We start from the raw sequence: 25381 nt of genomic DNA on the forward strand, positions 1-25381 counted from the left end.
CGATTCATTATGCTAGGGCACTTGCTGCACCGGCGGAGGGTTCCATTTGCCGGTGAGAGCCTCGGGCGTCGGGGCGTAGAGACGCATGGTCAGGTTGAACGGCTCTTTGGGCGCGGGAAGCCAATTGGCCTCCAGATCCTTGCCGGGACTTTCGTTCTGGAAATACAGATCGAGCGAACCATCGGCATTGGTCTTGAACGGCATGTAACTGCTGAGCGCGAAGCGATTCAGCGCGTTGCCAACTTGGAAGCCCTCTGCGTCATAGAGCGTGATCGACCAGAAGGCGTTCACGGGCGGTGTTGCGCCCTTGGCGAAGTGAATGGTGTACTTGTTCGCGCCATTCAGCGGCTTGCCGGCTGCATCGCCGAGGTTTAGCGGATAGATCGCATCCTCGGGGAGGTTCGCACCAAGGCCCTGCTGGGTGACGATGGCGCGCTTGAGGTAGTAGTTGCCGTACACGCCCATTGTGTCGGTGTTCATCGACCAGCCGTTGGCGACCCGGGCCAACGTCGGCAGTTTCCACGCCATGAGTTTCTGGCCTTCAGCCGGGGCGGCTTCGAGGGCGCCTCGAATCACCGTGTCAACGTTGTTCATATCGAAACTCTTGCCAGGTTCGATTCCAAGGCGCTTCATCTGCGCAATGATCGGCTGGTCGGTGACATGAGGTGGATTCAGTTTCATCAGTTCCGCTGCATAGGCGAAGTACTTATCTGCGGGCATGTTGTCGACCTGGGTCTTGGGCGCGGTCTTCATGTCCACACTTGGATCGATTTTTACAGTCATCTGGGCGGGCGGCTTGCCCCAACCCGAGAGCGGGGTGACTTTGTAGCCCGCCTGGATCTTATTAACAGCAGGGTAATCGGCGGAGCCATCAGTCTTGGTGCGGCCGATTACCCAGACATATGGCGTCGGTGCGGGAATGTGTGAGAAGCCGCTCGGCACCTCGCCCGTCCAGCCGGGAGGCGTGACAAGGAAGTTGCCGGCCTGAGTGCCTGTAGTTCGCCAACCCGGCGAAGCGAAAACGTCAGTCCACATGTCGAGCATTGGCAGCAGGTAGTAACGGCCATCGGTATCCGGTGAGGAGACGATCAGCGGTTCCTTCGTCAGGTCCAACCAGGCGACGGAATAGAGCGTGTCGAAGTTGACGCGCACGACGATTTTCAGATCGGCAGGCGGGTACTCCGGGACGCTGACGAACATGTTCATCGGTCCCTTGGCGAACTCTCTTCCGGGTTCAACGTTCGTGCTTTGCAGACGGGTAATGTCCATCGATACCAGCGGATAGAAGTAGATATAGGCGTCCACGGCGATGGCACGCGCCTCCGCTGCGCCGATCTTGTCTTGGGCGTGAGCTTGGATCTGTGGAAGCGCAAGCAGCGCTATGATGCACCCCAGCGCGATGAGTCTTGTGCGTTTTATCATTTTGTGTCTCCTTTGGTATTGAACCGGATGAAAAGTTGGGTAGCTAACGTTTAGTTCACTTGCCGGGAACCCAATACGGAATGCTTTTAAGATACGTTGAAAGCTGAAGGCCAAATGAGAAACGGCCGCCCCGGGTTCCCGGTAAACGTGAAACGGCAGGTTCGAATACTATGCGGCAGTGGATCGATTTAATCTTTCAGCAAGCCAAATTTTAATAATCGATTGCCGAGGAACACCAAGGCGCTTGGCTTCTTTATCTAATGATTGAATCATCCAAAGAGGAAAATCGACATTAACCCGTTTTTGCTCCTGGTTCGGACGTCTTGCCGTTGAAAGGTCAAGATGCTCCATAACACTTTCACCTTCATCAAACTTCTTGTCTAATTCTTTAGCTTTCATAAATCTCAATCTCCTCATTTCTGGCACGCCGTACTGAGATGATACGCATATTATCATTGCGATATGTAATAATCCCAGTCCAGTGTTTGTCGCTTATTTTGCCAATTACCAGAAATCTTACTTCATCGCTTGTTTTCGCAGGAATTTCTAATAAATCAGGATCATTCCAAAGCTCTTGGGCCTCAATAAAATCAATCCCATGCTTATTTTTATTGATATCCGATTTTTTAGGGTCAAATTCAAATTCCATAGCATACACAATATGACTATTCGGTATGTTTAGTCAATCTGAATGAAAAATATTTTTTTGATTCGGACATTATATTAGACGGCCTAAAAATTTGACAATTACGGCTGAATCAGTTGCCTAAATCGACATTAGGGTCTCATTGGATTTTGAAAGTATACTGCATTTAAACAAGATGTTAAAAAAAATATGTCGTTCCCTTTTCAGTTTGTATACACGGCTGAAAACAGCCGTGTATACAAATAGCAACCAGTTATCCGCCAACCATTTTTTAACCGACCAGGTTACGGACACCGATGGGGCGGTTTATTAATTTCCAAGCCCATCCGCCCCATGAAAAACTAAACGCTGAAAACAATCGGACCTATTTTGTCTAGTGCAAAAAAACTCTGGAAAAGATGGTGCTTTTTCCGGATAGAGCTAAGATGGGGCATTCTGATTACTGGCTATTTGGTTACAGCAAAGCGAGTAATGTGTCATCATTTCTTAAAGACTCAGGACTGAGTGATAAGGACTTAAGGGACTTTGGATTGCAGGCTGAAACCAAGCCTCTTGAATACACGAGTAAAGACGCCGTGCAGGCGGCACCGGGATCGCGGCTACGCTCATTCGATATTCGGAGGGAGCGGCGGCGGGCGGGTGATCAGATGGAGACCGTGGCACTGTTTGAGCGCATTAGCGCCGGTTTTGAAAAAGCAGTGACCGGGAAGAGTATAAGGGCCTCGGTAAAATGAGTAAACGGCACACCCGATTAACGACCGGCATACGGGCGCTGCTTTTTCATTACCGGTGCTTATGTGTGAGTTTGACACGGTTGGAATCTGATTATCCGCCCGCCACTGCGGTTAGACGACCCGATACAACCGCTCCGAAAAAAACGCCGATGTCTAAAAATGGATCATTTGCAACCGTGCATTCTCAGAACCCGTTGTTTTTACTTCAGAAGAAAATGATGCAGGCCGGACAAGCGCTGATGAGGCTTATCGTTATTTAGGGCGATTTCCACCGCTTTTCGAGAGCCGACCAGAAAAACCAGGCGTTGCCCCCGCGTTAACGCCGTGTATAAGAGGTTGCGCTGAAGCAGAATGTAATGCTGGGTGATCATGGGCACGACAACCGCCGGATACTCCGAGCCCTGGGATTTGTGAACGGAAATCGCGTAGGCCAGGGACAATTCGTCCGTTTCATCAAAATCGTAGGCCACCTCCCGGCCGTCATAGTCCACCAGAAGCTGCGTTTCTTCGTTGTCGATGGCGATAACGGTGCCGATATCGCCGTTAAAGACTTCTTTCTGATAATTATTTTTTAGATGCATGAGCTTATCGCCGAGCCGGAAAACGCGCCCTTTTTTCTCGGTACGCACCGGGTTCGGGTTGAGCGCTTCCTGAAGGATCTGGTTCAAATTCAGGGTGCCGGCATCCCCTTTGTGCATCGGCGTAAGAACCTGAATATCCCGCACGGGATCCAGATCAAAGCCGCGGGGAATGGTGTCGCGGCACAGCGTGACAATGGTTTCGACAACGGCAGCCGGGGTGTTTTTCTCGATAAAATAAAACTCCGTATCCGCGGATACGGGATCCGATTCGATCAAATCCGGCATGAGGCCGGCCCGGACCCGGTGGGCATTGACCACGATTTGGCTTTCTTGCGCCTGCCTGAAAATCTCTTTTAGTTCAAAGGTGCATATTCTTCCCGAATCGATCAGATCCGATAACACGTTGCCGGGGCCCACCGGCGGCAGTTGAAACACATCCCCCACCAGAACCAGCACCGCCGTCATGGGAACCGCCCGCAGCAGATGGTGCATGAGCAGCGCGTCCACCATGGACATTTCATCTACAATAATGACATCGGCGTCTATGGGATCATTCTCGTCTCTCTCAAAACGGCCCTCTTCCAGATGATATCCCAATAGTTTGTGAATGGTGGCGGCTTTTTTGCCCGTAACTTCCGAAAGCCGTCTGGCGGCTCTGCCGGTGGGGGCGGCAAGACAAATCCGCTTGCCGATCGCCCCGAAAACGGCGCACACCGAACGGATCAGGGTGGTTTTGCCGGTTCCGGGGCCGCCGGTGATAATGACGGCCCTGTGGGACGATATTTCCGAGAGCACCGCCAATTGGGCATCGGATGGCTTGATGGCAAGCCTTTGAACCACCCGGGAAGCCATGTCATCGGGGTCCATCGAGAGAAACGGCACCGGCACGCTCAGCAAAGCGGTCAACCGCCGGGCGATCCCGATTTCCGCCGCGTGCAACGGCTCTAAATACACCGCTTCGCCACTGGGCGTTTCCGCCATATCGTCTTCAATTACGAGCATTCCCGCCGACGTCAGGGAATCAAGCGCGGCCTTGGCCGGCTCTTCGTCAACACCGGTGATTTTGTTACACGCGGCCAGCAGCTCCGCCCGATCCGCAAAGGTATCGCCCCGGGCAACTGCCTGCTCGAGAAGATACAGAATGCAGGCCTGCAACCGCCGAAGATCATCCGGTGCAACCCCCAGTTTCAAGGCCAGTTGATCGGCCAGAAAAAAATCGATTTCATCGACTTCCGTGGAGAGCCGGTAGGGGTCGTTTTGAATAATCTCCACCGCCCCGGGTCCGAGCACATTGAGAATGCGCACGCAGTGAAAGGCTTTGACCCCGTGGGCCTGCAAGAACATCATGGCACGCCGCGCGCCGTGGTGCGCCTGCCAGGCCTCCGCGATGCCGGCGGCTTTAGTCGCGCTGATGCCCGGCACTTCGCTTAATTGGCCCGGATCGGTTTCAAGCACATTGAGAATATCCGCATCAAAATGGGCCAGAAGTTTTCCGGCCAGTTTGGGCCCGATGCCTTTTACAAACCCGGAGGAAAGGAATTTTCGAATACTCTCCAGGGGGTCCGACGGCACGATTTCAACGGAGGCGGCCCGGAATTGCTGGCCGTATTTTTCGTGCGTCTCCCAGGCGCCCAGAAGCTTGAGATGGTCACCGGTCTGCACGCCGGGCATTACGCCCACCACGGAGACCATATGATGGGTCTCATTCACCCGCACCCGTCCGATGGTGTAATGGGACTTTTCGTGCTGGTAATGAATACGTTCCAGATGGCCTTGAAGGGAAATCATGGCGTTGGGCCGTTGAACGGAGAAGAAAGAATCCATGATACGGCATCATAGAGGTCTTCCGCCAAGAAGTTGACCGGAATATGCTGTTCGCTGAGCGCCGTTGCCGCCCTATCCCCATTGCCGGTGCGCACCAGTATTGCAGCCCCGCACCCGGCCGCATGGCCGCATTGAATGTCCTTGACGCGGTCACCCACCATCACGGTTTCGCTAAGCGCGATACCGTAGGTGTGACCGGCCTGAAAAATCAATCCGGGTTTGGGTTTGCGGCAATCGCAATTTTCTTCAGGGGTATGAGGGCAGAAAAAAATATCGCGAATGCGGCCACCGTTTTCTTTCACGGTATCGATGAGGTGTTGATGTATTTCTTCCAGTACCGCCGGGCTTATCATGCCCCGGCCGATCGCCGATTGATTGGTGATGACGATCACGGAAAAGCCGTTTGTCGTCAACAGGCGAATGGCTTCCAGGCTGCGGGGAAGAAACACAAATTCGGCAACGGATTTGATATAGCCGGGCGAATCGCGATTGATCACGCCATCTCTATCGAGAAATACCACCTTATCGCCCATCCGCAGTCCCTATGGTTCATTCCGCCACCACCGTGGTTTCCGAATAACCGTTCCGGTTCAAGACATCCTCATAAGCCAGTGCTTCCGACAGAGAAGTACTTCGGCCCACCCGCACCCGATACAGCATCCCCTGACCACTGTCATAGGTCACGATATGGGCGTTTTCGTGATTCCGCTCCAATTTTGAAACCAGCCGTTGCGCATTGCCCCGATCCCGGAAAGCGCCTACCTGAATCGTGAATTTTCCTCTATCGTAGGCTTGCGGCGTATAGGTTCTTCTGGCGGCATAATCGGTGGACGTTGAGGTCGACTTGCCCAGCGCCACGATTTCCACCGGCACGACACCCGGCCCCACCACGCCGAGAACCTTGGCCGCCCCGTAAGATAAATCAATAATCCGGCCCCGGACAAAGGGGCCCCGATCGTTGATTCGCACGTCCAGCGTTTTGCCGTTATTCATGTTGCGCACGCGCACCCAGGTGCCGAGGGGTAAAATTGTGTGGGCCGCACTGATATTATGCATATCGTACCGTTCGCCGCAGGCTGTCTTTTTGCCATGAAAGTCCCGGCCATACCAGGAGGCCAGCCCTTTCTGGCGAAACCCCCGAGCATCGGCAAGGGGCCGGTACCACTGGCGATCGATCTTATAAGGTTTTTGCGCACCCGGTATCGGCGCAGGCGCCTTTGGCGCGCAACCGATACCCAATATCAGGCACGCGATGCACACCCCGATCCAGGACAAGGCGAGACACCCTCCCCTGCCGCCTACCGCTGACCTATTTATCACCAAGCGCAATATCCAAAACCTCTCGCATTTTATCCACAAAGTGAAACGTAATATCCTTTTTCACTTTTTCGGGAATATCCTCGAGATCCTTCTCGTTCCATTTTGGCAAAATAAGCGTCTTGATGCCGGCCCGATGCGCGGCCAGCACCTTTTCCTTGATACCGCCCACCGGCAATACCAGCCCGCGAAGGGTAATCTCGCCGGTCATGGCAAGATCCTTTTTGATCTTTCGATTGGTCATTAAAGACGTAAGGGCCGTGAGCATCGTCACCCCGGCGGAAGGGCCGTCCTTGGGAATCGCTCCAGCCGGCACATGAATGTGAAGGTCATGTTCCTCGATATATTTATTCTCGATGCCCAGCGACTTGGCGTTGGACCGAATAAAGCTCAGCGCGGCCTGCGCCGATTCCTTCATGACATCTCCGAGCTGGCCGGTCAGGGTCAGGTTCCGCTTGCCCGGCATGGCCGTAGCCTCAATAAAAAGCAGTTCGCCGCCCACCGGTGTCCAGGCCAGTCCCGTGGCCACACCGGGTGTGGACGTCCTTGCTTTCGTATCCGAAGAGATTCGCACCGAACCGATATATTCGGAAAGATTGTCCGCGGTGATGCTGACGGATTCAGTGACGCCTTCGGCCACCTTGGCGGCCACCCCCCGGCAAACCGAAGCAATCTCGCGCTCCAGGTTTCGCAGTCCGGCTTCCCGCGTATAACCGGTGATGATTTTTTTAATGGCGGCCTTGTTAAAGGTAATGTGTTTACCCGTTAACCCGTGCGCCTCCCGCTGGCGCGGGATCAGATAGCGATTGGCGATCTGAATTTTTTCATCTTCCGTATATCCCAGCAACTGCAAGACTTCCATGCGGTCGCGCAACGGCGGCGGAATCGTATCCAGCACGTTGGCGGTCGTGATGAACATGACCTTCGACAAATCAAAGGCCACATCCAGGTAATGATCCTGAAAGGTAAAGTTCTGTTCCGGATCCAATACTTCCAGAAGCGCCGAGGAGGGATCACCGCGAAAATCGCTGCCGACCTTGTCGATCTCATCAAGCATAAAAACGGGGTTATTCGATTCAGCCCGGCGAATGCCCTGAATGATTCGGCCCGGCAACGCGCCAACATAGGTGCGGCGATGGCCGCGAATTTCCGCCTCATCCCGAACCCCGCCAAGGGAGAGTCGAATGAATTTCCGGCCCAGGGCCCGGGCGATGGAATTTCCGAGTGAGGTCTTGCCCGTGCCCGGCGGGCCGACAAAACACAAAATGGGGCCCTTGGAATCGGGTTTTAGTTTTCGAACGGCCAGGTACTCCAGTATCCGTTTTTTGGCTTTTTCAAGCCCGAAATGATCGTCATCGAGCACCTTGCGGGCCTTTGCGATATCCAGGTTATCCTCGGTGGCCTCATGCCAGGGAAGCGCCGTCAGCCAGTCAAGATAGGTGGAAGCGACCGTATACTCAGAGGAGGAGGGATGCATGCGGGCCAGCCGGTCCAGTTCCCGCTTGGCCTCCTTTTGGGCTTCCTCGGGCAGTTTTTTCGCTTCGATCTTGGCGCGATAATCCTCGACTTCCACGTTGCCATCGTCCGACTCGCCCAATTCATCCCGAATGGCTTTAAGCTGCTGGCGCAGGTAGTACTCGCGCTGGCGCTTGTCCATATCCCCCTTCACCTGGCTCTGAATTTTATTGCCAAGCTCCATCACATCGCGCTGGTAGTTGACCAGGCGCGTTACCTCGGTTAACCGGTCCTTGATACTCAGGATTTCAAGCACATGCTGTTTTTCTTCCGCCGTGGAATTGATGGTGGAGGCCACCATATCCGCCAGAATGCCAGGCTCGTGAATGGACTTGGCCATGGCGATGATTTCCTGCGGCAGCCCGGGCGAAAGTTCCACCACGCGCGTGAACTGTGCCGTCAGGTTCGCCATCAGTGCCTCGACCTCCTTGTCCTTCTGGCCTTCTTCTTTCAGGTTTCTCACCTGGGCCTTGAGATAGGGTCCGCCCTCGATGAACTTCTCCACCTGAAACCGGCCGAGCCCCTGCACCAGAAGCTGCGCCCGATTGTCCGGGGCTTTGGCCATTTTCAAAATGAGGGCGCTGGTCCCGATTCCATAGAGATCATCAGGATTTACCACCCCTTCAGCCTGTGTTTTTTTCGATGCCAACAGACCGATGATGCGATCCTTGGACATGGCCTCATCCACCAGAAGAATGGAATCCCCCGGCATCACCACAATGGGCAACACCATTTTGGGGAAAAGCGCGACATCGAACAGGGGTAATATCGGTAGTGTTTCCGGTATATTTTCAGTACCAACGTCTAAAGATGGTTGCTGGGTCATGGACTCCTCCGCGTCTCTGTGCTAAGAAACTGCTCTGTTTTTTTGAATGAATCTCATCGTTGCGCGTGTACCTTCGGTTTCCTCGCCGGCGATATCGGTTTTCATCCGTCTAGAATAGGCACCTTATGGGTCTTGTCCAGAGGAAGCCGGGTAAGCCGTATTTCAAGAAAGCCATTCGAGTAAATCGCTCCGACATTTTCCGGATCAATGGGTACCGGCAGATATAAAATTCTCTCAAACGAGCCGTATTGAATCTCCGCCAGCCGATAGGTCGAATTCGTTCCCGGCGCCTTGCCCATGCGCCGGCCGGATATTTTAACCGCCCGGCTATTGAGTTCAACGTCCAGGTCTTCCTTGTTGACGCCCGCAATCTCCGCTAAAATAATGATGGCATCGGGCGTTTCATAGATATCCATCTGGGGCTTCCAGGTGCACTCCGAACAGTTGAAGGTCGGGCTCAGCGCCCTCGGGCGAAACATCCCATCGATCGTTTTTCCGATTTCGGATTCTATTTCATCTAAAATTCCACCGAATCGAATTTTGATATAGTCCATACTCGGCTCCTGCTTGGCTGATTGATAATATTTGGCGGGTTCGGCCTTTTCGGTCGACGTGCGAACCGATGAATCCAATAGATACCGGGCGCCTCTACATTCTGAGTATGAAAAGTAACATTACGATATAATTTTGTAAAGGAAAGATAGCATTGTCTTTTGCAACCAAATGCCGTATGAGCCGGCTATGGAAAAAGATTCGTCACAGGTTGTCCGGTCCATCGTCAGTATTCAGTACTTTCTTTATTTCGGCGTGCTCGGCATTTTCCTGCCCTATTTCAATCTGTATTGCTACCACATCGGGCTGACCGGTTTTCAGATCGGCGCCATCTCCGGCATCCGTTCGGCGGCCTTTGCGCTGTTCCCGCTGCTCTGGGGCGCCATCGCCGACCGATCCGGCGGGCAGCGGCCGATTTATATTTTTTGCAGTATCATGAGCATGCTCATCTGGGCCTTCTATCTGATGACGTCCAGCTTCTGGCCCATGCTGATCATCACCTTTTTCTACGGGTTATTTTATTCACCGATCATCAGTTTTCTGGAAGCGGCCACCATGGAAACGCTCGGAAAGCATAAGCGACATTACGGGCGCATTCGCGCCTGGGGCTCCATCAGTTTTATTCTCGCGGTGATCGGATTCGGCAAGTTCACCGATTCTTTTTCCATGCGACTCATTCTGTTCGGCATTTTGGGCATCTCCCTGCTTCAATGCGCCTTTTCCTTCGGCATGCCGAAAACCGCCGCCCTCGGTAAGCTGCTGAATGCCAAACAAGTGCAACCGCTTTTTACGCGGGGAACCGTCATTTTTCTGATCTGCGGGTTTTTGATGCTGGTCAGCCACGGCGCTTATTACGGTTTTTTTTCCATTCACCTGGAAACGCTCGGGTGCAGCAAAACCTTTATCGGCGCCGCCTGGGCGCTGGCCGTAACCGCCGAGATCCTTGTGATGGTCAACTCCGGCAAACTTTTCCGGCATCTTTCGTTGGAAAAAATTTTGGCTTACTCGTTTTTCATCGCAGCGGCCCGCTGGCTCATCCTATCAACCTGTAACACACCGGCGATCCTTTTCGCTTCCCAGATTCTTCATGCCTTTACCTATGGCGCGTTTCACATGGCCAGCATTTTATATATGGACCGGCTCAGCCCCGAAAAATCAAAAACCATGGGCCAGGCCGTCAACAATGCCGTCACCTACGGCCTGGGTCTGATGGTCGGTTTTTTTCTCAGCGGCGCGCTCTATAAGGCCGCCGGCGCCTATTCCTTATTTCTCATCAACGCGGGCATTGCCCTGGCCGCCGGGATTCTGTTTCGTTACAGGGGGGGGGTGACAATTGGGAGTTGAAAGGGTGGTATTCATTCAACCGATAACAGCATATAACAGGAGGGGGTCTGATGTTAAATTTCGATCTTTCCGCGGAACAGATTGCGTTACAGCAAACAGCACGCAAATTCGCGATCGAAGAGGTGCTTCCGATCGCCTGGCATTATGATCGAATCGGCGAATTTCCATTATCGATTCTTGAAAAAGCGATCGCGGCGGGACTGACCAACGCGGACATTCCCGCCCGCTTCGGCGGTAAGGGGTACGGCATTCTCGAAGGGGTCATCATCACCGAGGAAATCGCGGCCGCCTGCCCGGGGCTGGCCACCTCCATATTTGACAACTCCCTTGGCATGCAACCGGTTTTTCTATGCGACAACGAGGTCTTGAAAGAAACGGTGCTTCCCGACATACTGAAAAATAACAAAAAGATATGCTTTGCGACCTCTGAACCGTTCATGGGTTCGGATATCGCGGGCATTCGCTGCAAGGCGGAAAAGGACGGTGAAGACTATCTTCTTAACGGCACCAAGTACTGGATCACCAACGGCGGCATTGCTGATTACATCTGCGTATTTGCCACCATCGATTCAAAAATGCAGCATAATGGCATCTGTGCCTTTCTGGTTGAAAAAAAATGGCCCGGCGTCACTTGCGGCCGCCCGATTCCCAAACTGGGCCAGCGTGCCTCCAACACGGTCGGTCTGGAGTTTAAAGACGTACGCGTCCCTAAAGAAAACATTCTGGCGCCGCCGGGAAAAGGCTTTGTCCTGGCCATGCGAACCTTTGCCAGAACCCGCCCCGCCATCGGCGCGCTGAGTGTCGGCGCTGCCCGGTCCGCCATGGAATATGCCATCGACTATGTCAAAAAGCGCCGCGCCTTCGGTGCGGCCATCGCCTCATACCAGGGAATCCAATTCAAGATTGCGGAAATGTACCAAAAGGTTGAAACCGCAAGACTTTTGACATGGAAGGCCGCCTGGGAAGCCGACAGTAAACCGGATGCCACGATCAGCGCCTCGGTCGCCAAGCTGTACGCCTCCGAAATCGCACTCGAGGTGGCCAACGAAGCACTTCAGGTATTCGGCGGTTATGGTTACACCCCCTTCTTTCCGGTGGAAAAGCTACTTCGGGACACACGGCTCTTTCGCATCTATGAAGGCACCAGCGAAGTGCAGCGCATCATTCTGGCCGGCCATGCGATGGGAGCCTACCGGCCGGTCATGCCGCCGCTTGAAGACCTGCCCATGATCCGTGAAACGGCGTGGGACGAACTCTCAGCGGACGAGCGCGGTCACGCCGGTGTTTGGCGATGCCGCATGTGCGGGCATATGCATCACGGCGAGACACCGCCCGAAAAATGCCCCTATTGCTTTATGGCCGCAAGCACCTTTAAAAAGATCGAACCTTAAACCATACCCATGCATATTACGAAAAAAACCGTCACGCTTATTCAGCAGCGTCTGACCCGATGGTATCAGGAACACAAAAGGCCGCTGCCGTGGCGTGAAACCCGGAACCCCTATTGCATCTGGGTCTCGGAAGTAATGTTGCAGCAAACACAGGTTAAAACGGTGATCCCCTATTATGTAACATTTATTTCCCGGTTTCCGGATGTAGCGAGCCTCGCTGAAGCGGATCTTCATGAAGTGCTCAAACTCTGGGAGGGACTGGGCTATTATGCCAGGGCCAGAAATCTGCACCGGGCCGCAAAAATCGTAGCGGAATCGCACAAGGGGATTGTCCCCGATGACTATGCGGCATTTCGAGCCCTGCCCGGCGTGGGGGAGTATATCGCGGCGGCCGTTCTCAGCATCGCGTTCTCTCAACCCCATGCCGTGGTGGACGGGAACGTGAAACGCGTCCTGGCGCGGCTGGCGTGCATCGAAACCCCCGTCAATCAGGCCGCCGGGCATCGGGAATTTAATGCGTATGCCCAAACGCTGTTGGACCGGCAGTCCCCCGAAACCTTCAACCAGGCGATGATGGAACTGGGGGCGCTGATTTGCAAGCCGGAAATCCCCGATTGCTTGCAATGCCCCCTGAATGCGGATTGCCTTTCCTGTCGAAAAAAGGTTGTTGCCCGGTATCCGCGGCGAATCAAGGCAAGACGGACACCGACCCACTCCATTGCCGTCGCCGTCATATGGCGCAACGGCAAGGTCCTGATTACCCAACGCGCCCCGGATGGGTTGTTGGGGGGCCTGTGGGAATTTCCAGGCGGAAAAGTCAAGGCCAAGGAAACAAGCATCGAAGCCTGCAAAAGAGAGGTAAAAGAGGAAACGGGACTTTCCATCGAGGTGATGGCGCCGTTAACGCGCGTCAAGCATGCCTATACCCATTTTAAAATCGAAATGGATGTATTTATCTGCCGCTATGCCGGAGGGCGGGTGCGGCTTTCCGGGCCCGTGGCGTTCAGATGGGTCACCCTCGGGGAGCTGAATCAATACCCCTTCCCAAAGGCCAACCATAAGTTCTTCCCCCTTTTGAGAGCATGGGGAAAGCCCGGGGATAAGAACAACTCGGCATAGCCCTCGGCCTTCCGGCAAACCCGGCTTACGCCGTCATCGCGCAACGAATGGTGGCGACCGCTTTTTCAATACTCATATTCGCCGTGTTGATGATCAGATCGTAATTGAGCGGGTCAGCCACATTCGCGTTGAAGTATTTTCGAATAAAGGCCCGGCGGTCCGACTCCGTGCGCAACAGCCGACGGGTCGCCTCTTCCTTGGAAAGATTAAATTCCTTGCTAAGCCGGTTCACGCGAATCACCATGGGCGCGATGACCCGAACTCGAAAACAGTTTTCCGGGGGCAAGATAAAATTGGCACCTCGTCCCACGATCACCGCCCGCCCGTGTTCACCGATCACGCCAATGGCTTTCATCAGATGCTTCAGATATTCATCCGGCCAGAGGTGATGCTCGTTGATCACGGAGGAAACGGTTTCCTCCAGCAGGTTGATCCCCTTTTCATCCAGTGTCTCCAGAAGCCGCTTATTGACATTGGCGCTTTCGGCCATTTGGTGAATCACCTCCTGGCGAAAAAGGTCAAATTCAAGTGATTGCGCCAGTTTGGCCGCTACGATACGGCCGCCGCTGCCGGGCTCCCTGGAGATGGTAACGACGCTGATCCCCTTAACGGGCTCGCGTTTTTCTTTATTCAACAGTTGCCATCGCTGTACCTGCTCTTCAACCATTTGCTGAGTTGTTCTCATAAGACCTCCCTTCGACAGATGGGTTTCCCCCTCAGCTATCCGAGGATCGCCTCCCCGCAACGCTTTCTATTTTCAATCTACAAGAGAGGTGCCGGCGAAGTCAATCGCAAGAAGCCTCTGTGCGTTCCAACTAGCTAATTTTCTATTGATAGCTGAAACCGAGCTGCAACATTATCAGGGGGGAATTCAATTTGCTATCCCGGCAGTGGCCTTCGTTGACGTAATCACCGATTTGAGCGGCTAACTATTACCCCCAGGGTCAGCGACTACCACGAAAAAATCGCCCTGTCGCTGATAGAAGACCTTGTCGAACTGATAGTAAATCTGGTCCTGATGCCTGATTTCAACCGCATACGGCGGAATGGACGGCACCTTTGCGCCGATCGGAGCATCGACCGACACATAGAGCGGATGACCATTTTGGATCATCTTCTGATAGAAGGTATGATTGCTCACGAAATAGGTCTGTCCTTCAACCGTCACCGGATAGGGATTTGAAAGGCCGAACATTTCCACGCCGGCCGGCGGGGAGATAACCACGTATTTGACATCTCCCGATGTATACGCCGGTTTGTACCAGACCGAACTGCAATGATAATAGGTGGTCGTGCCGGAGGGCTGTTTGACCACCACCATCTCCTGGCAGGGTGGGGCGTCTTCAAGGTAAAAGGTGTACGACACCGTGGTCACCGGGTATCCGTACCACCAGGCAGCATGCCAGTGATCATCCCAGTAATCGTCATACTGGTCGTGATACCAGTTTTGCCAATCCTCCCGATTCTGGTTGCGCCAGTCCTGCCAATCCTCTCTGATCTCGTCCCGGTTCCGGCCGGTGCCTTCAGCGGGCAGTTGCGCCGGCGTGAGCCCTGAATTCTGGAATTTCTGACGGATCTGCTGCTTTTCATCGGGGGTCAGATTTGCCGTACGGTCCTTGATCTGCTGTCTTTGTTCAGGCGACAGGTTGGCGGCACGACTCTGCAACGCGTCCCGCCTATCTGGGCGAGATAGGCCCTCCCTCGACGCCCGTGACACATCTCGTGTCGACGCTCGTTCGCTGTTGCGGATCGATCCAAAATTCCCGCCGCCACCGCGTGAAAAACCGCCGCCCCCGCCGCGGGAAAATCCACCGCCTCCTCGGCCTCCCCTGCCGCCACCGCGTGATTCCGCAAGATCGGGGAGTGTAAAGGCCGCCAGGCAAACGCTGATAAGCAACATCGTGAAGGGTTTCCAGTTCATGGCCGGCCTCCTTTCTCTGTCTTGCGAGGCATCGGCACCAATATGTCGATCCATTGGGAATCGGCCGGCGCGGTGAAGGTGAACAGGCTATCGCTGAATCGCTCCGGTACCTCCCAGACAGTCAGCAGGGCGACAGACTGCGGTGTGCCCGGCTGTTCTCGATAGCTGATGGCCAGTTTGCGAATGAAGGGGGTCGTTCCCTGCTCGATCCAGATCTGCCAGTCAACCGTCTTGCCGCGGAAAGACAGCTGCTTGCACGGCAGCCCATTTACCAGGCTATCGCCAACCACATCGGCTTCTATGGCCAGTTGATCAAGGGGGCGCAAATCGCTGTAGAAAAGGTCTGCGAGCGGCTGGGGTTCCTTGAGCAGACCTTCCAGCATGTCGAGTGTCGCGTCGATAGCTGGTGGGGCCTTGATCCGGGTATGCACTTTCTTGGATCTTTCGGCGAGGCTGAGCATCTTGCCGTCGTACCAGCATTGGCGCCGGCGGCCGTCATCGAATTGAATGTCGGCAAAAAAACGGTCGGGCCGCTGGAGGTAGAGATCGCCTTTCTTCTCGAACTGAAGAATTCGGCCATCCGTCTGAACCACGTCATAGGCTACGGAAGCCTTGATGTGAAAGCGCGGCAGGGAAGTGAGAAAATCCGTCGCTCGCTTCAGCTCGGCAATGGCCGCAGGTTCCCGCATGTCAGCGGCGGCGTTCGCCTTCATGTTGACTTCATCACCAGGCTCAGATTGACCCTTCGACGGTACGGAATCGGCTGCGGCGCTGGTAAGCGGCAGCCAGAGAACAACACCGATCAAGAAAAACATTTTTAATGCAAATCGTTTCATAACGTATCTTTCCATGAGAAGGCGGTCCAACCTAATCCGGCAAAGCCGGATGCTGGAATGCTGGGATGCTGGGATGCATAAAAGCCATCTTTCACCTTCGGCGAATATACACGCAAAAGCGTGCATGTTTCTGGTAAGGGGTCTAAAAACGGGGCCATGTTGTGATGGACCCAAAAAGAGAGGACCATGGTAAAAAATTCCTAAAAGAAGAACGCTATTTTCCCACTGGTATAGCACCAATGGCCTGCGCATTCCCATCGTATCGCACCTTGACCTCCTGCTGCGGAAAAGGAATCTCAATGCCGGATTCGGCAAACCGCCGGATGATTTCGCGAGAAATCTCACTCTGGGCAAGCCGAATTTGATTCACGTCCGTAAGCCAGACACGGAGTTCCATGTTCAGGCAGGAATCACCAAATCCCAACAGCAGGGCTATCGGCTCCGGGAAGGCCCGTACACGGGGGTTCGCCAGAGCGGCTGCGGTCAGCGTATCGAACACAAGGCCCACGTCGCTGTTGTAGGCAACCCCTACGGGGATTTTTAGTCGCGCAATCGTATTCGAACGGGTCCAATTGGTCACTTTTTCGGAAACGAGATGTGAATTGGGGATAATGAGCTGGGATTCGTCAAGCGTCTCTATGACCGTCGAACGCAGCCCGATCTTTTTCACGATGCCGACATGGTCGTCCGTCTGAATTCGATCCCCAACCCTCACCGGCCTTTCAAAAAGAAGAACCATCCCGCTGATGAAATTGTTGACGATATTCTGCAGGCCGAAACCGATACCGATACCCAGGGCGCCTCCCAATACGGCAAAGCTCTTCAAATCCAGCCCAATAACGCTGACGCCGATTAAAAACCCGACAACCATCAGACAATAATGCAAGAGTTTCGTTACGGATTGTCCGGCCCCCTTTTCCATCTGTATGCGGGGAAAGACCTCTGATTCGAGGATTGAACGGATAATCCAGGATATGAAACTTGACAGATAGAGCACCAGGGCGGCCAGGATAAACAGGGCGGGCGATAGAATCCGGGTTCCGATGGCTATCTGGACGAGAAACAGCTTTTCAAACGCCTCGCCGGGTGAGCTGTAAACTCCAATTATCGAAAAAAAGGAGAAAAAAGCCAAACCCCAGATAACCACATTCAGGAGGGTCCGCAGCTTTGAACCCAGCTCCTTACCGAAATGCCTGATGAACGCTCTATCGGCCAGGAAAGAATGCCCCAGTAGCAACTGCAACGTCATCCTGCTGATTTGCAATAAAAGAAATATGCCCGCGAAAAGAAAAGCAATTTTTAATGTGAAAAGCACCAGCTCTTCAGAGAAACTCACAAAGCCGGCCATCTGCGCAAGCGCAGCCAGTGCCATGACAACAGCACCCCCACGCAAAAATCCCGAAAAAAGTTTATTTTTCGGCAGCGCTCCGCGCAGCACTTGCCGCGCCCATACGGAAAAGAGAACGGTTCCCGTCAGGGTGGTTCCGGCCCAGTATAGCCGGAAAAGAGGACTCGGAAGAAAAATCATTTTCAATAACCCAGGGACAACCACGAGCGCAGCCAAAAAACATACAGCGAATCGGTTCAGACGAACCTTCAGAAACGCCGATATCAGGATAAAGGATGAAAAGGTCAACAAAGCGTAGGAAAAGTCTCGCCCGAGCCCGGTTGGCGGGCCAAAAAAAACTATCGATAGCACTTCTGACAAGAATACCCCCAGTGCTACGGGGTGATGCAATAAATATGGCCAATCCTCCCTTGTCAGCTCGCTTTTCCTCAATAATGCCGTCAGAAAGACAACGATAAACAGAATGAATATTCTGGTCGTTATGCGCCAAGCCGACCGGCTATCAAATAAGTCTTCCAACTTACCCGCTCCGTCAGGGAGAGCGCGCCAGAAAGCCGAATTGAACTGAGCATAAAACTCCGTGTTGAAAAGGGATGGCGCATGTTTTTTAAATAGGTTGCTGCGCTGCCTGGAAAATGCCGTCTCAACAATTTCGACAAGCTTGAGGGTCTCTTCAAGAAGCCGGGACAATCGATCCTGCAAAATCAATTGGGCGCTGATCGCATTGTTGAGGCCTTTCAAGATCTCCTTAATGACCTTGTGGCACTCATTAAAGGTTTCCGACAGCGTTTTGCTGTTGCTTGCACCCAGAAAAACGTCCCATTCCCGCCAGTATGTTTGCCGCCTTTCCCAATCTTTTTTGTTGAGTTCAAGTTCGGAGAGGATGGAAGAAATTTTTTTGCGCAGGACTTCCTGTCCTTTTTTCTCCTCCAGGAGCATCAATCTATCATCAACGAGCTTTGTCGTATCCCAGTTGTCCTCTTCCGAAAGCGATAGGACCAAATCCCGGCGCTTTTGGAAACGCCTTTCGGCATCGTCGATCTCTTGTGTCTGAGAAACGGTTTGGGTGTAGGTGGAAATAATCTTTCGCGTATCATCCGCTTTTGTTTTCAATTCCGAAGCTCTGGGGCCTACAAAAGGCAGCCCCGGAAAAGCGGTGGCTCCGGACGCTTCTTGAGTATTGTCGCCCGTGGTTGCCGGGGGCTTGTCCATTACCCGGGCATGCGGATTCAGCAACGGGTTAGGGGATTCCGCAGCAACCGGCACGGCCGGAAACATCAACAAAAACAGAAGAAGGAATAAAAACAACCTCAAGACGCCTCCTCTCCGGAAATCGGCCATCGGATCACCGGCCGAGCAACGAATGATGGCTGGGGCGGGTTGCGGCCCAGACGTGTCGCCAGGCAATAAATCAGCTATTCGCATACGCCATTATACCTCTGAAAACTGGATAACAACCTTGATGTCGTCGGGTTGTCTTTCCAGCGCTTCTTTGAAATTCTCAGGCGTTTCAAAGCGGGTGATCAAACGGCTCAGCCACTTCCGGTCCAGCCGAGCCAACCGTTCACTCGCTTTGTACCAGTGACGCTTGTTCGCATTCACGCTGCCGACCACCACGTTGTTCTTCAGGACCACTGCCGCCGCCAGAAGACCAATCGGCCCCGCCCCGGTCACTATCAAGGTTTTCGGTTCCCAGAAGGAGCGTTGTCCCACGGCGAGGACCTGTTCCAGCGCTTTGATGATCACCGTCGTCGGTTCGATAAGCACGCCGAGGATCCCCAGAGTCGGGTCCACTTTTATGGCGTATTCGGGCTCGATGCGCCAGCGTTCCGACATAAACCCGTCGATTTCCTTTATCCCGCGCTCGGTGTACCGGCCGTTGCGGCACATATCGGATTCACCCACCCCGCGATTGGGGCAGGGGACCGGGTCCGGACGCCGGACCAGCTCGGCCACCAGGTCTCCTTTTTTGAATGAAGCGCTTGTTCCCGGGTCGATAACGCGGCCCAGGGATTCGTGACCTAGAACCAACCGCGCTCTTCCCGGCGGCGCCCAGCCGTATTTGCCTTCGGCGATCTCAATATCCGTTCCACAAACAGCGGCCGCCACCGCCTCGACGAGAATGGACCCGTCACGAACATCGGGTTCCGGAATATCTTCCAGCCGGACTGTCCCGGGTTTTTTAGGTTCTACCGTAATCGCTTTCATCATGTAACCTCCTCATTAAATATCATGTGTCTCTGATAAGAGAGAATACCGACGCCTTCCAGGCAGGCTCATCCAGATAGAGGCCTCGTGAGTGTAAATCATTGCCGTCCCGATCGTATTGCGCATCGCCCAGAAGATCGCTGAGCCGCCAATGACTGTCGCCAAGATCCGTAAACGGAAAACGGATGAAGCACTGGCCCTGGCTGGGCCCGTAGTTCACGGCCACGATCATCTTTTCTCCATCGCGCCCTTCCCAGGCAAAGGCCACGAAACACGCCCATGTCCAGTTTCCTTCCCAGGCGGACGTGCATTGGAGCAATTGCCACTGACCATTTCGAAAAACCCGGTGGCGAAGCACGGAAAAAAGGCGATGATAAAACGATACCAACTCCGGGTTGACGGGTTCTTCCGGCCCGCGGCAGAGATGGGGCGAGATGCGTTTCTGTTTCCCCTCCATCTGGCCCTGATGAAAAAACCTCAGCCCGGGAGACAGGAATGTAATCGCCGCTGCGGCCTTATGGGCTTCCGGAGAGAATGTCGCTGCCGCCCTCGGCTCATCATGATTTTCCAGGAACCTGGCCAGCTTGTCCTGATAATCCCGCCCTGCCAGAAAATGCGCACGCACCGGCCCGGCAGATTCTTTCCGCAGGCGGTCATACAGGCGCTTGTCATAGGTATAATCGAATCCCTGCTGTTGCAGGGTCCATTCCAGATCCCAGTACACCTCGGCCATGAAACGGAAATCCGGGTGCCGGTCTCGCACGGTTTGGATGGCTCTCGGCCAGAACAGCTCCGCCCGGCGGCCCCATGTCCGTGCAAAGACCTCGGGCAATACCAGCATCGCCATATCACATCGGACACCATCACATTGACCGGATATTTTAATCAATTCACCAATCATCGCCGCATGTAGCCGGGGGTTGCCGTAATCGAGCTGCAGGGTGTCCGGCCAACCGGAAAAGTACGGATCCCGGCCATACGCCAAAACCAGGTCGTCGCCTTTCCGTTCGACCCGGATATAGTTCTGTGGCTCCCGCGCCAGCATCTCCTCGGTCCCCGAAACAAAATAGTCCGGGTGGTCTTGGACCCATGGGTGGTCCAGGGCCATGTGGTTCGGTACAAAATCGAGCATCAACCTCAAGCCGCGTTTCGAAAGCCGTTGGCGCAGACGCGCCAGGGCCGCATCGCCTCCGAGGCCAGATGCGACGGCATAGGCGGTGATGGCAAACCCGGATCCCGCGATATCTTTTTCACGAAGATCCGGTAGTGTCTCTTGAAATTCCTCTCGCCATTCCGGGTGGGCGCGTGACACGCGCTGCCCGGCCGGACCGGTCTGCCAAACGCTCAGAAACCATACCCAGTCAAAACCCAGTTCCGCCAGATGGTCCAATCCGGCATCGGGAATATCGTCCAGCATCGCTGCCCGGCCCAACTCGCGGGATAGTTCCGTCAGCCAGACACGGGTGTTGACCTGGTACAGCAATGGATAACTGTGATCGGACATGCTCTCTCCTCAAATCCCTCAGGCCGGCTCTCCACTCACTTGTTCTCTAATAACCCGGGTCTCCAGGCGCAAGCGTTCGGTCTCCAGCACGGATTTGGCGTCGATACGTCCGAACAGGTTCAGCAGCAGAGCGACCAGACCGGTCCACCCCGTCTGATGACTCGCCCCGAGCCCCGCGCCATTATCACCTTGAAAGTACTCATGAAACAGGATCAGATCCCGCCAGTGCGGATCTTCCTGGAACCTGGCCATCCCGCCGTAGACCGGACGTCGACTTTGATGGTGTTGGCGCTGCCCAGCCGTTCAAATTCGCCATCCTGAAGCACCCGCAGCAGCTTCGACTGCAGTTCCAGCGGCAACTCGCCGATCTCGTCAAGAAAAATCGTCCCCCCGTCGGCCACTTCGAATCGTCCCGCCTGCCGGCCGTGGGCACCTGTAAAAGCGCCCTTCTCCCGGCCGAAAAGCTCACTTTCGATGAGGTTGGCGGGCAAGGCGGCACAGTTCACGGTGAGCATCGGCCGGTCCTTGCGGGCGCTAAGACCGTGAATGGCGTTGGCGACCAAGCCCTTGCCCGTCCCGGTCTCCCCCAGAATCAGGACGGTGGCGTCGGTGGAAGCCACCTGCTCAATTCGAAAGAGCACGTAGTTGAGCGCGTCGCTGCTTCCCACAATCTTCTCGAACCCCTGCGTTATCTTGATATCCTGGCGCAAATACAAATTTTCAGCTTCAAGCTGCCGTTTCAGCCGTTCAATCTCCGTTACCTGCTCCCGAAGCCGGGTCTCCATCTCCTTTCTCTCGGTAATGTCCAGGGCCACACCCGTCAAACGCTCGGGGAGCCCCACTCTCTTGGCAGAATGACGGCCGCGAATGATGAGGGTTCGGATTTCCCCATCGGGTCGCGGGAGGCGGCATTCGATCTTGAACAAACCGCCTGTCTCCCGGCTCTCCTGAACGCCCGCGTTGACTCGCTCACGATCTTCGGGATGTGTCGCGGCTATTAACCGTTCAAAGCTTAGCGCCTCTTCCGGTTCAAATCGGAATATCTCCCGCAACTTGTCCGTCACCCAGAGAGAATTCTTGAACGGCTCCATGCCCCACAGACCTGCATCGGCCGATGCCGCCGCCAGGCTCAGGTGCGCCTCGCTTTCGTAAAGCGCCAGATCCGCATTCCTTCGCGCCAAGGCATTGACGAAGATTTCCCCGAGAAGTTTCAGTCGCGGGATAAATTCGTCCGGCCAGTCCCGTTCGCACGTCAGGGAATTGAGGACAATCACATGAGAAACCGGCCCATTGACCATGACGGGAATGTTCAAGTTGGATCGAATCCCCCATTCGATATAGGTTTGCCGGTCCACGTTCGCCTCGGCCGGCAACTCATCAAGCCTCGCAAAGGCCAGCGCCTCACGCTTTTTAGTCAGCTTGTCGTACGCCCATGGGAGAATCGATCTCGGAAGATTCTGCCCGAGGGGAACCGGTGGCACACCCTCTTGAGTGGCTACATGAGTGATCCGCCATCCGGTCTCATCCAACAGTATCTCAAGCAATGCGCAGCGATCGGCCTGAAAAAATTCCAGAACCTGTTTCAGCGCCAGCTCGATCTCCTCGTCCACCCGGTCGGAAAGGATGTTCACAAACCTGGCGGATATGTCAAACAGCAATCGCTCAAACTGAACGGAGTCTCCTTCCGTCACCTTCTTATCAACCATCGGTTCGTTTGCGCCTTTCATCGGTTTTGCAAGACTTGCCTCGATTTCCATGGGTTCCTCTCTGCCTGAGAATCGCGCTAAAAAGGTCTTCCGAGATAAAAATAGAGGCTGTTGCTATTGTCTTCGAGTGCTTGCCCGTAACCGAGATACACCGGCCCGATGGGCGTGTCCGCGGCCACAAAGACGCATGCCGATTCAAGCACCCCCTCCGGACTTCCCGGCACCAGCGGTTTATCGACTTCACCGACCTCGAAGGAAAGTCCCCCGTAGGCCCCCTCGAGCAAACTTCCCTTTAACAATCGATGGTAGTACATGAGCCTGCCGAATTTTATCTCCTCCCCCAGTAATTGGCCGGTGGCATAACCCGACTGCTGCAGGAATCCCCCCCACTGGAAAAGATTATACCGCGGCAGTGATTCAGAACCGATACTGCCGCCAGCTTTAAAGCTTAAGTTGAACGTGTGGCTGCCAAAGGAATAAACGAGGTTCCCGTCGCTGTCCCACTTGGTATATGTCTGATCGGCGCTGAGAAGATCGTTCGAGTTGAACAGACTTGCCCCCAGGCGCCAGCCCGAGCGTGGAAATTGCGCACTGTCGAGCTGGTCGAGAAACAGCCGCGCCGTAAACGCCCCTTGTGTGATATCGCCTTGCCCCGGTGTAAGACTTTCCGGTCCGGTGTCCAGTTTCGGGGTCAGCAAGCCCCATTTCACACCAACCCGCAACTCACCATACCGTGTAAATTGGCCGCCGAGGTCAGCGCCGGCAAGGTAGGAGGTCATATCATAGGTCGCGATGCGACTGCTGCCCTGGTAGAGGTCGCTTGTGCGCCGCTCGTATAACACATGCGGTGCAATGAAAAAGAACCCTTTTTCGTTTAACGGCTGGTAAAACTCGCTCATAAAACTGACGGTTCGACCGATCTGCACATCATTGCGCCATTCCGCGCCGAGTGAATTGAGCCATGTCTTACGATAGCTGGCAAGGACGTTGAAGTAGGCATCCCCCTGCAGATCGCTGCTCAGCCCCAGTCCCAGCCGCAGAAAATTCGGCCCCCAGGATTTTTCCACCGCATCCACGGCCAGCACCCGCTTTGCGGGTTCCTCCATAAAACGGTAGTTCACATGTTCAAAATATCCGGTTCCGTAGAGGCGGCGCATATCGCGGTCGAGAACCTCCTGATCGATCGGTTGGCCGGCCTCGGTCTCCATCACCACCTGGGCGGTTTTCGGGTTGACACGTTTCAGATTCTCGAACCGAATCTCATCAACCGGTTCCAAATCCGGCGCTGAAGCGACCATCTGGTGCTGACGCAACGCGGCGTATTCCGCTGCCGGGATCGAGAGCGCGGCCAACCGTTCGGCCACCTTTCGCGCCGCAGTCTCACCCAGCGGGCTGATCTTTGTCAAACTGTCAAAATCGCCGGTCGAATAGTCCCCCAACTCCGGTGAGATCAGAATGTCGGTAGGTTTGAGCGCGGCTATCGAGGCCTGGACATTTTGCTCCGTCAGAATGCTCAGCATCTGCCCCATGACCCCGAGGATTGAATTCAGCTCATCGCGCTTCAACAGCGGGGTTCCGACATTGACCGCGATAATGACGTCCGCGCCCATCGCGCGCGCCGTTTCAACCGGCATATTGCTGGTGAGCATGCCGTCCACCAGCAACTTGCCACCAATCTCCACCGGTGCGATCGCGCCTGGAACCGACATGCTGGCCCGCATCACATTGGCGAGCTCGCCTTCGCTGAAAATCACCGCTTTTCCGGTCACGAGATCGGTCGCCACCGCCCGATACGGAATGGGCAAGTCATCAAAACGATAAAACCCCTTTGCTTTGGAGAGCCGGCGAAGTACCGTCTCCAGCTGCACACCAGACACCGCCCCTTTGGGAAGCCCTATCTTGCCGTCTTTGATGCCGATCTCGGGGCCGAAAAAGATGTTGTAATCATCCTGTTTGCGCCGCATGGACAATTCCTGGCGCGGCGGCTTATCCTTAAACAGGAGTTCGGTCGAAATCCCCCCGATGATTTCCTCCATTTCCGCTACACTCGTTCCCGTTGCGTAGGACGCACCGACCAGCGCGCCCATGCTGGTCCCGACAATAAAATCTATCGGCACGCGGTATTCTTCGAGAACCTTGAGCACGCCGACGTGAGCCGCCCCGCGGGCGCCGCCGCCGGAGAGGACGAGACCGATTTTCGCCCGTTTTGCCGGTACCGCCACCCGGGGTGGTTCGGCAGCCCCTGCCGAGAACGATGCAGCGAGAAGGATGCCGGCCAACACTAGCCCGGACAAGACTTTAACGGCGCCATACTGTGATCTCGTTTTCATTTATAGCTCCCTGATCCGGCCAAGCCGGATTGCTGGGAAGCTGGGATGCCGGGATGCAAAAAGGGCACCTGCCATCTTCGGTGAAGATACACGCAAAAACGTGCATGTTTCTGATACTCGATGTTCAAGTTTTTCGGAATTGGCCTGTAGGAACCGCTCCTACAGCAGACCGAAAGCAATCAACAGGACTGAAAGCAATCAGCAGACCGAGAGCAACTGCTGCTGCAACCATATTGGGCGAAGCCCCGTAACTCCAG

Annotated in this window: 21 protein-coding genes; 4 read left to right on the plus strand and 17 right to left on the minus strand. The window is 54.6% G+C overall.

The features are described from left to right. Window positions 1-12: 12 nt before the first annotated feature. From RBT11_15335 to RBT11_15345, 3 genes are all read right to left on the minus strand, one after another. Window positions 13-1422 (minus strand): DUF1254 domain-containing protein, encoded by a 1410-nt coding sequence (locus RBT11_15335; protein MDX9788153.1) that lies wholly within the window; start codon window positions 1420-1422, stop codon window positions 13-15. A 168-nt stretch (window positions 1423-1590) separates the two neighbouring features. Next, on the minus strand, window positions 1591-1821 hold the full coding sequence (locus tag RBT11_15340) for a hypothetical protein (protein MDX9788154.1): 231 nt from the start codon (window positions 1819-1821) through the stop codon (window positions 1591-1593). Next, window positions 1811-2071 carry a BrnT family toxin gene (locus tag RBT11_15345; protein ID MDX9788155.1) on the minus strand — a complete coding sequence of 87 codons (261 nt, stop codon included), beginning with the start codon at window positions 2069-2071 and terminating at the stop codon, window positions 1811-1813. Before RBT11_15345 ends, RBT11_15340 begins: the two co-directional genes overlap by 11 nt. A gap of 422 nt (window positions 2072-2493) precedes the next feature. Here RBT11_15345 and RBT11_15350 point away from each other — a divergent pair, with 422 nt between their 5' ends. Next, window positions 2494-2802 carry a hypothetical protein gene (locus tag RBT11_15350; GenBank protein MDX9788156.1) on the plus strand — a complete coding sequence of 103 codons (309 nt, stop codon included), beginning with the start codon at window positions 2494-2496 and terminating at the stop codon, window positions 2800-2802. A gap of 200 nt (window positions 2803-3002) precedes the next feature. On the opposite strand, the gene RBT11_15355 is transcribed toward RBT11_15350, so the two are convergent. The 5 genes from RBT11_15355 to RBT11_15375 form a co-directional block, all read right to left on the minus strand. After that, a complete protein-coding gene (locus RBT11_15355) occupies window positions 3003-5207 on the minus strand; it encodes an ATP-dependent RecD-like DNA helicase (protein ID MDX9788157.1) in 2205 nt (734 codons plus the stop codon). Beyond that, a complete protein-coding gene (gene gmhB, locus RBT11_15360; protein ID MDX9788158.1) occupies window positions 5168-5740 on the minus strand; it encodes a D-glycero-beta-D-manno-heptose 1,7-bisphosphate 7-phosphatase in 573 nt (190 codons plus the stop codon). The genes RBT11_15355 and gmhB overlap by 40 nt, the downstream gene beginning before the upstream one ends. Before the next feature lie 16 nt (window positions 5741-5756). Then, window positions 5757-6527, minus strand: a complete 771-nt coding sequence (locus RBT11_15365; GenBank protein ID MDX9788159.1) for a septal ring lytic transglycosylase RlpA family protein — start codon at window positions 6525-6527, stop codon at window positions 5757-5759. Beyond that, a complete protein-coding gene (gene lon, locus RBT11_15370) occupies window positions 6517-8865 on the minus strand; it encodes an endopeptidase La (GenBank protein ID MDX9788160.1) in 2349 nt (782 codons plus the stop codon). Before lon ends, RBT11_15365 begins: the two co-directional genes overlap by 11 nt. 101 nt (window positions 8866-8966) lie before the next feature. After that, a complete protein-coding gene (locus tag RBT11_15375; protein ID MDX9788161.1) occupies window positions 8967-9419 on the minus strand; it encodes an Hsp20/alpha crystallin family protein in 453 nt (150 codons plus the stop codon). 187 nt (window positions 9420-9606) lie between these two features. On the opposite strand from RBT11_15375, the gene RBT11_15380 reads away from it, so the two are divergent. Genes RBT11_15380 through mutY form a run of 3 tightly spaced genes read left to right on the plus strand, consistent with a single transcriptional unit; the run spans window position 9607 to window position 13271 of the window. Further along, on the plus strand, window positions 9607-10761 hold the full coding sequence (locus RBT11_15380) for an MFS transporter (protein ID MDX9788162.1): 1155 nt from the start codon (window positions 9607-9609) through the stop codon (window positions 10759-10761). A 50-nt stretch (window positions 10762-10811) separates the two neighbouring features. Beyond that, window positions 10812-12152 carry an acyl-CoA dehydrogenase family protein gene (locus RBT11_15385; protein ID MDX9788163.1) on the plus strand — a complete coding sequence of 447 codons (1341 nt, stop codon included), beginning with the start codon at window positions 10812-10814 and terminating at the stop codon, window positions 12150-12152. Between the two features lie 9 nt (window positions 12153-12161). After that, on the plus strand, window positions 12162-13271 hold the full coding sequence (mutY, locus tag RBT11_15390) for an A/G-specific adenine glycosylase (protein ID MDX9788164.1): 1110 nt from the start codon (window positions 12162-12164) through the stop codon (window positions 13269-13271). 25 nt (window positions 13272-13296) lie between these two features. On the opposite strand, the gene RBT11_15395 is transcribed toward mutY, so the two are convergent. The 9 genes from RBT11_15395 to RBT11_15435 form a co-directional block, all read right to left on the minus strand. Continuing rightward, window positions 13297-13956, minus strand: a complete 660-nt coding sequence (locus RBT11_15395) for a cytidylate kinase-like family protein (GenBank protein ID MDX9788165.1) — start codon at window positions 13954-13956, stop codon at window positions 13297-13299. A 240-nt stretch (window positions 13957-14196) separates the two neighbouring features. Continuing rightward, window positions 14197-15192 carry a hypothetical protein gene (locus tag RBT11_15400; protein ID MDX9788166.1) on the minus strand — a complete coding sequence of 332 codons (996 nt, stop codon included), beginning with the start codon at window positions 15190-15192 and terminating at the stop codon, window positions 14197-14199. Then, window positions 15189-16028 carry a DUF2092 domain-containing protein gene (locus RBT11_15405; GenBank protein MDX9788167.1) on the minus strand — a complete coding sequence of 280 codons (840 nt, stop codon included), beginning with the start codon at window positions 16026-16028 and terminating at the stop codon, window positions 15189-15191. Before RBT11_15405 ends, RBT11_15400 begins: the two co-directional genes overlap by 4 nt. Before the next feature lie 214 nt (window positions 16029-16242). Beyond that, window positions 16243-18690, minus strand: coding sequence for a mechanosensitive ion channel (locus tag RBT11_15410; GenBank protein ID MDX9788168.1), 2448 nt, complete (start codon window positions 18688-18690; stop codon window positions 16243-16245). Window positions 18691-18807: 117 nt separating this feature from the next. Further along, complete coding sequence (locus RBT11_15415) at window positions 18808-19587, minus strand: alcohol dehydrogenase catalytic domain-containing protein (GenBank protein MDX9788169.1); 780 nt, start codon at window positions 19585-19587, stop codon at window positions 18808-18810. 19 nt (window positions 19588-19606) lie between these two features. Continuing rightward, window positions 19607-21088 (minus strand): alpha-amylase family glycosyl hydrolase, encoded by a 1482-nt coding sequence (locus RBT11_15420; protein ID MDX9788170.1) that lies wholly within the window; start codon window positions 21086-21088, stop codon window positions 19607-19609. Window positions 21089-21106: 18 nt separating this feature from the next. Beyond that, window positions 21107-21340 (minus strand): hypothetical protein, encoded by a 234-nt coding sequence (locus RBT11_15425; GenBank protein ID MDX9788171.1) that lies wholly within the window; start codon window positions 21338-21340, stop codon window positions 21107-21109. After that, on the minus strand, window positions 21301-22845 hold the full coding sequence (locus RBT11_15430; protein MDX9788172.1) for a sigma 54-interacting transcriptional regulator: 1545 nt from the start codon (window positions 22843-22845) through the stop codon (window positions 21301-21303). The genes RBT11_15425 and RBT11_15430 overlap by 40 nt, the downstream gene beginning before the upstream one ends. 26 nt (window positions 22846-22871) lie before the next feature. Beyond that, window positions 22872-25124: a patatin-like phospholipase family protein gene (locus tag RBT11_15435; GenBank protein MDX9788173.1), complete on the minus strand. Its 2253-nt coding sequence runs from the start codon at window positions 25122-25124 to the stop codon at window positions 22872-22874. Between the last annotated feature and the right edge of the window lie 257 nt (window positions 25125-25381).

It is taken from the genome of Desulfobacterales bacterium, from assembly GCA_034003325.1.
Classification (GTDB): Bacteria; Desulfobacterota; Desulfobacteria; order Desulfobacterales; family JAFDDL01; genus JAVEYW01.

Excerpts from the sequence above, each read along its gene's own strand:
- RBT11_15335 (MDX9788153.1), bottom strand. The coding sequence starts at position 1,422 with ATGATAAAACGCACAAGACTCATCGCGCTGGGGTGCATCATAGCGCTG.
- RBT11_15340 (MDX9788154.1), bottom strand. The coding sequence starts at position 1,821 with ATGAAAGCTAAAGAATTAGACAAGAAGTTTGATGAAGGTGAAAGTGTT.
- RBT11_15345 (MDX9788155.1), bottom strand. The coding sequence starts at position 2,071 with ATGGAATTTGAATTTGACCCTAAAAAATCGGATATCAATAAAAATAAG.
- RBT11_15350 (MDX9788156.1), top strand. The coding sequence starts at position 2,494 with ATGGGGCATTCTGATTACTGGCTATTTGGTTACAGCAAAGCGAGTAAT.
- RBT11_15355 (MDX9788157.1), bottom strand. The coding sequence starts at position 5,207 with ATGGATTCTTTCTTCTCCGTTCAACGGCCCAACGCCATGATTTCCCTT.
- gmhB (MDX9788158.1), bottom strand. The coding sequence starts at position 5,740 with ATGGGCGATAAGGTGGTATTTCTCGATAGAGATGGCGTGATCAATCGC.
- lon (MDX9788160.1), bottom strand. The coding sequence starts at position 8,865 with ATGACCCAGCAACCATCTTTAGACGTTGGTACTGAAAATATACCGGAA.
- RBT11_15375 (MDX9788161.1), bottom strand. The coding sequence starts at position 9,419 with ATGGACTATATCAAAATTCGATTCGGTGGAATTTTAGATGAAATAGAA.
- RBT11_15380 (MDX9788162.1), top strand. The coding sequence starts at position 9,607 with ATGGAAAAAGATTCGTCACAGGTTGTCCGGTCCATCGTCAGTATTCAG.
- RBT11_15385 (MDX9788163.1), top strand. The coding sequence starts at position 10,812 with ATGTTAAATTTCGATCTTTCCGCGGAACAGATTGCGTTACAGCAAACA.
- mutY (MDX9788164.1), top strand. The coding sequence starts at position 12,162 with ATGCATATTACGAAAAAAACCGTCACGCTTATTCAGCAGCGTCTGACC.
- RBT11_15395 (MDX9788165.1), bottom strand. The coding sequence starts at position 13,956 with ATGAGAACAACTCAGCAAATGGTTGAAGAGCAGGTACAGCGATGGCAA.
- RBT11_15400 (MDX9788166.1), bottom strand. The coding sequence starts at position 15,192 with ATGAACTGGAAACCCTTCACGATGTTGCTTATCAGCGTTTGCCTGGCG.
- RBT11_15405 (MDX9788167.1), bottom strand. The coding sequence starts at position 16,028 with ATGAAACGATTTGCATTAAAAATGTTTTTCTTGATCGGTGTTGTTCTC.
- RBT11_15415 (MDX9788169.1), bottom strand. The coding sequence starts at position 19,587 with ATGATGAAAGCGATTACGGTAGAACCTAAAAAACCCGGGACAGTCCGG.
- RBT11_15420 (MDX9788170.1), bottom strand. The coding sequence starts at position 21,088 with ATGTCCGATCACAGTTATCCATTGCTGTACCAGGTCAACACCCGTGTC.
- RBT11_15425 (MDX9788171.1), bottom strand. The coding sequence starts at position 21,340 with ATGGCCAGGTTCCAGGAAGATCCGCACTGGCGGGATCTGATCCTGTTT.
- RBT11_15430 (MDX9788172.1), bottom strand. The coding sequence starts at position 22,845 with ATGGAAATCGAGGCAAGTCTTGCAAAACCGATGAAAGGCGCAAACGAA.
- RBT11_15435 (MDX9788173.1), bottom strand. The coding sequence starts at position 25,124 with ATGAAAACGAGATCACAGTATGGCGCCGTTAAAGTCTTGTCCGGGCTA.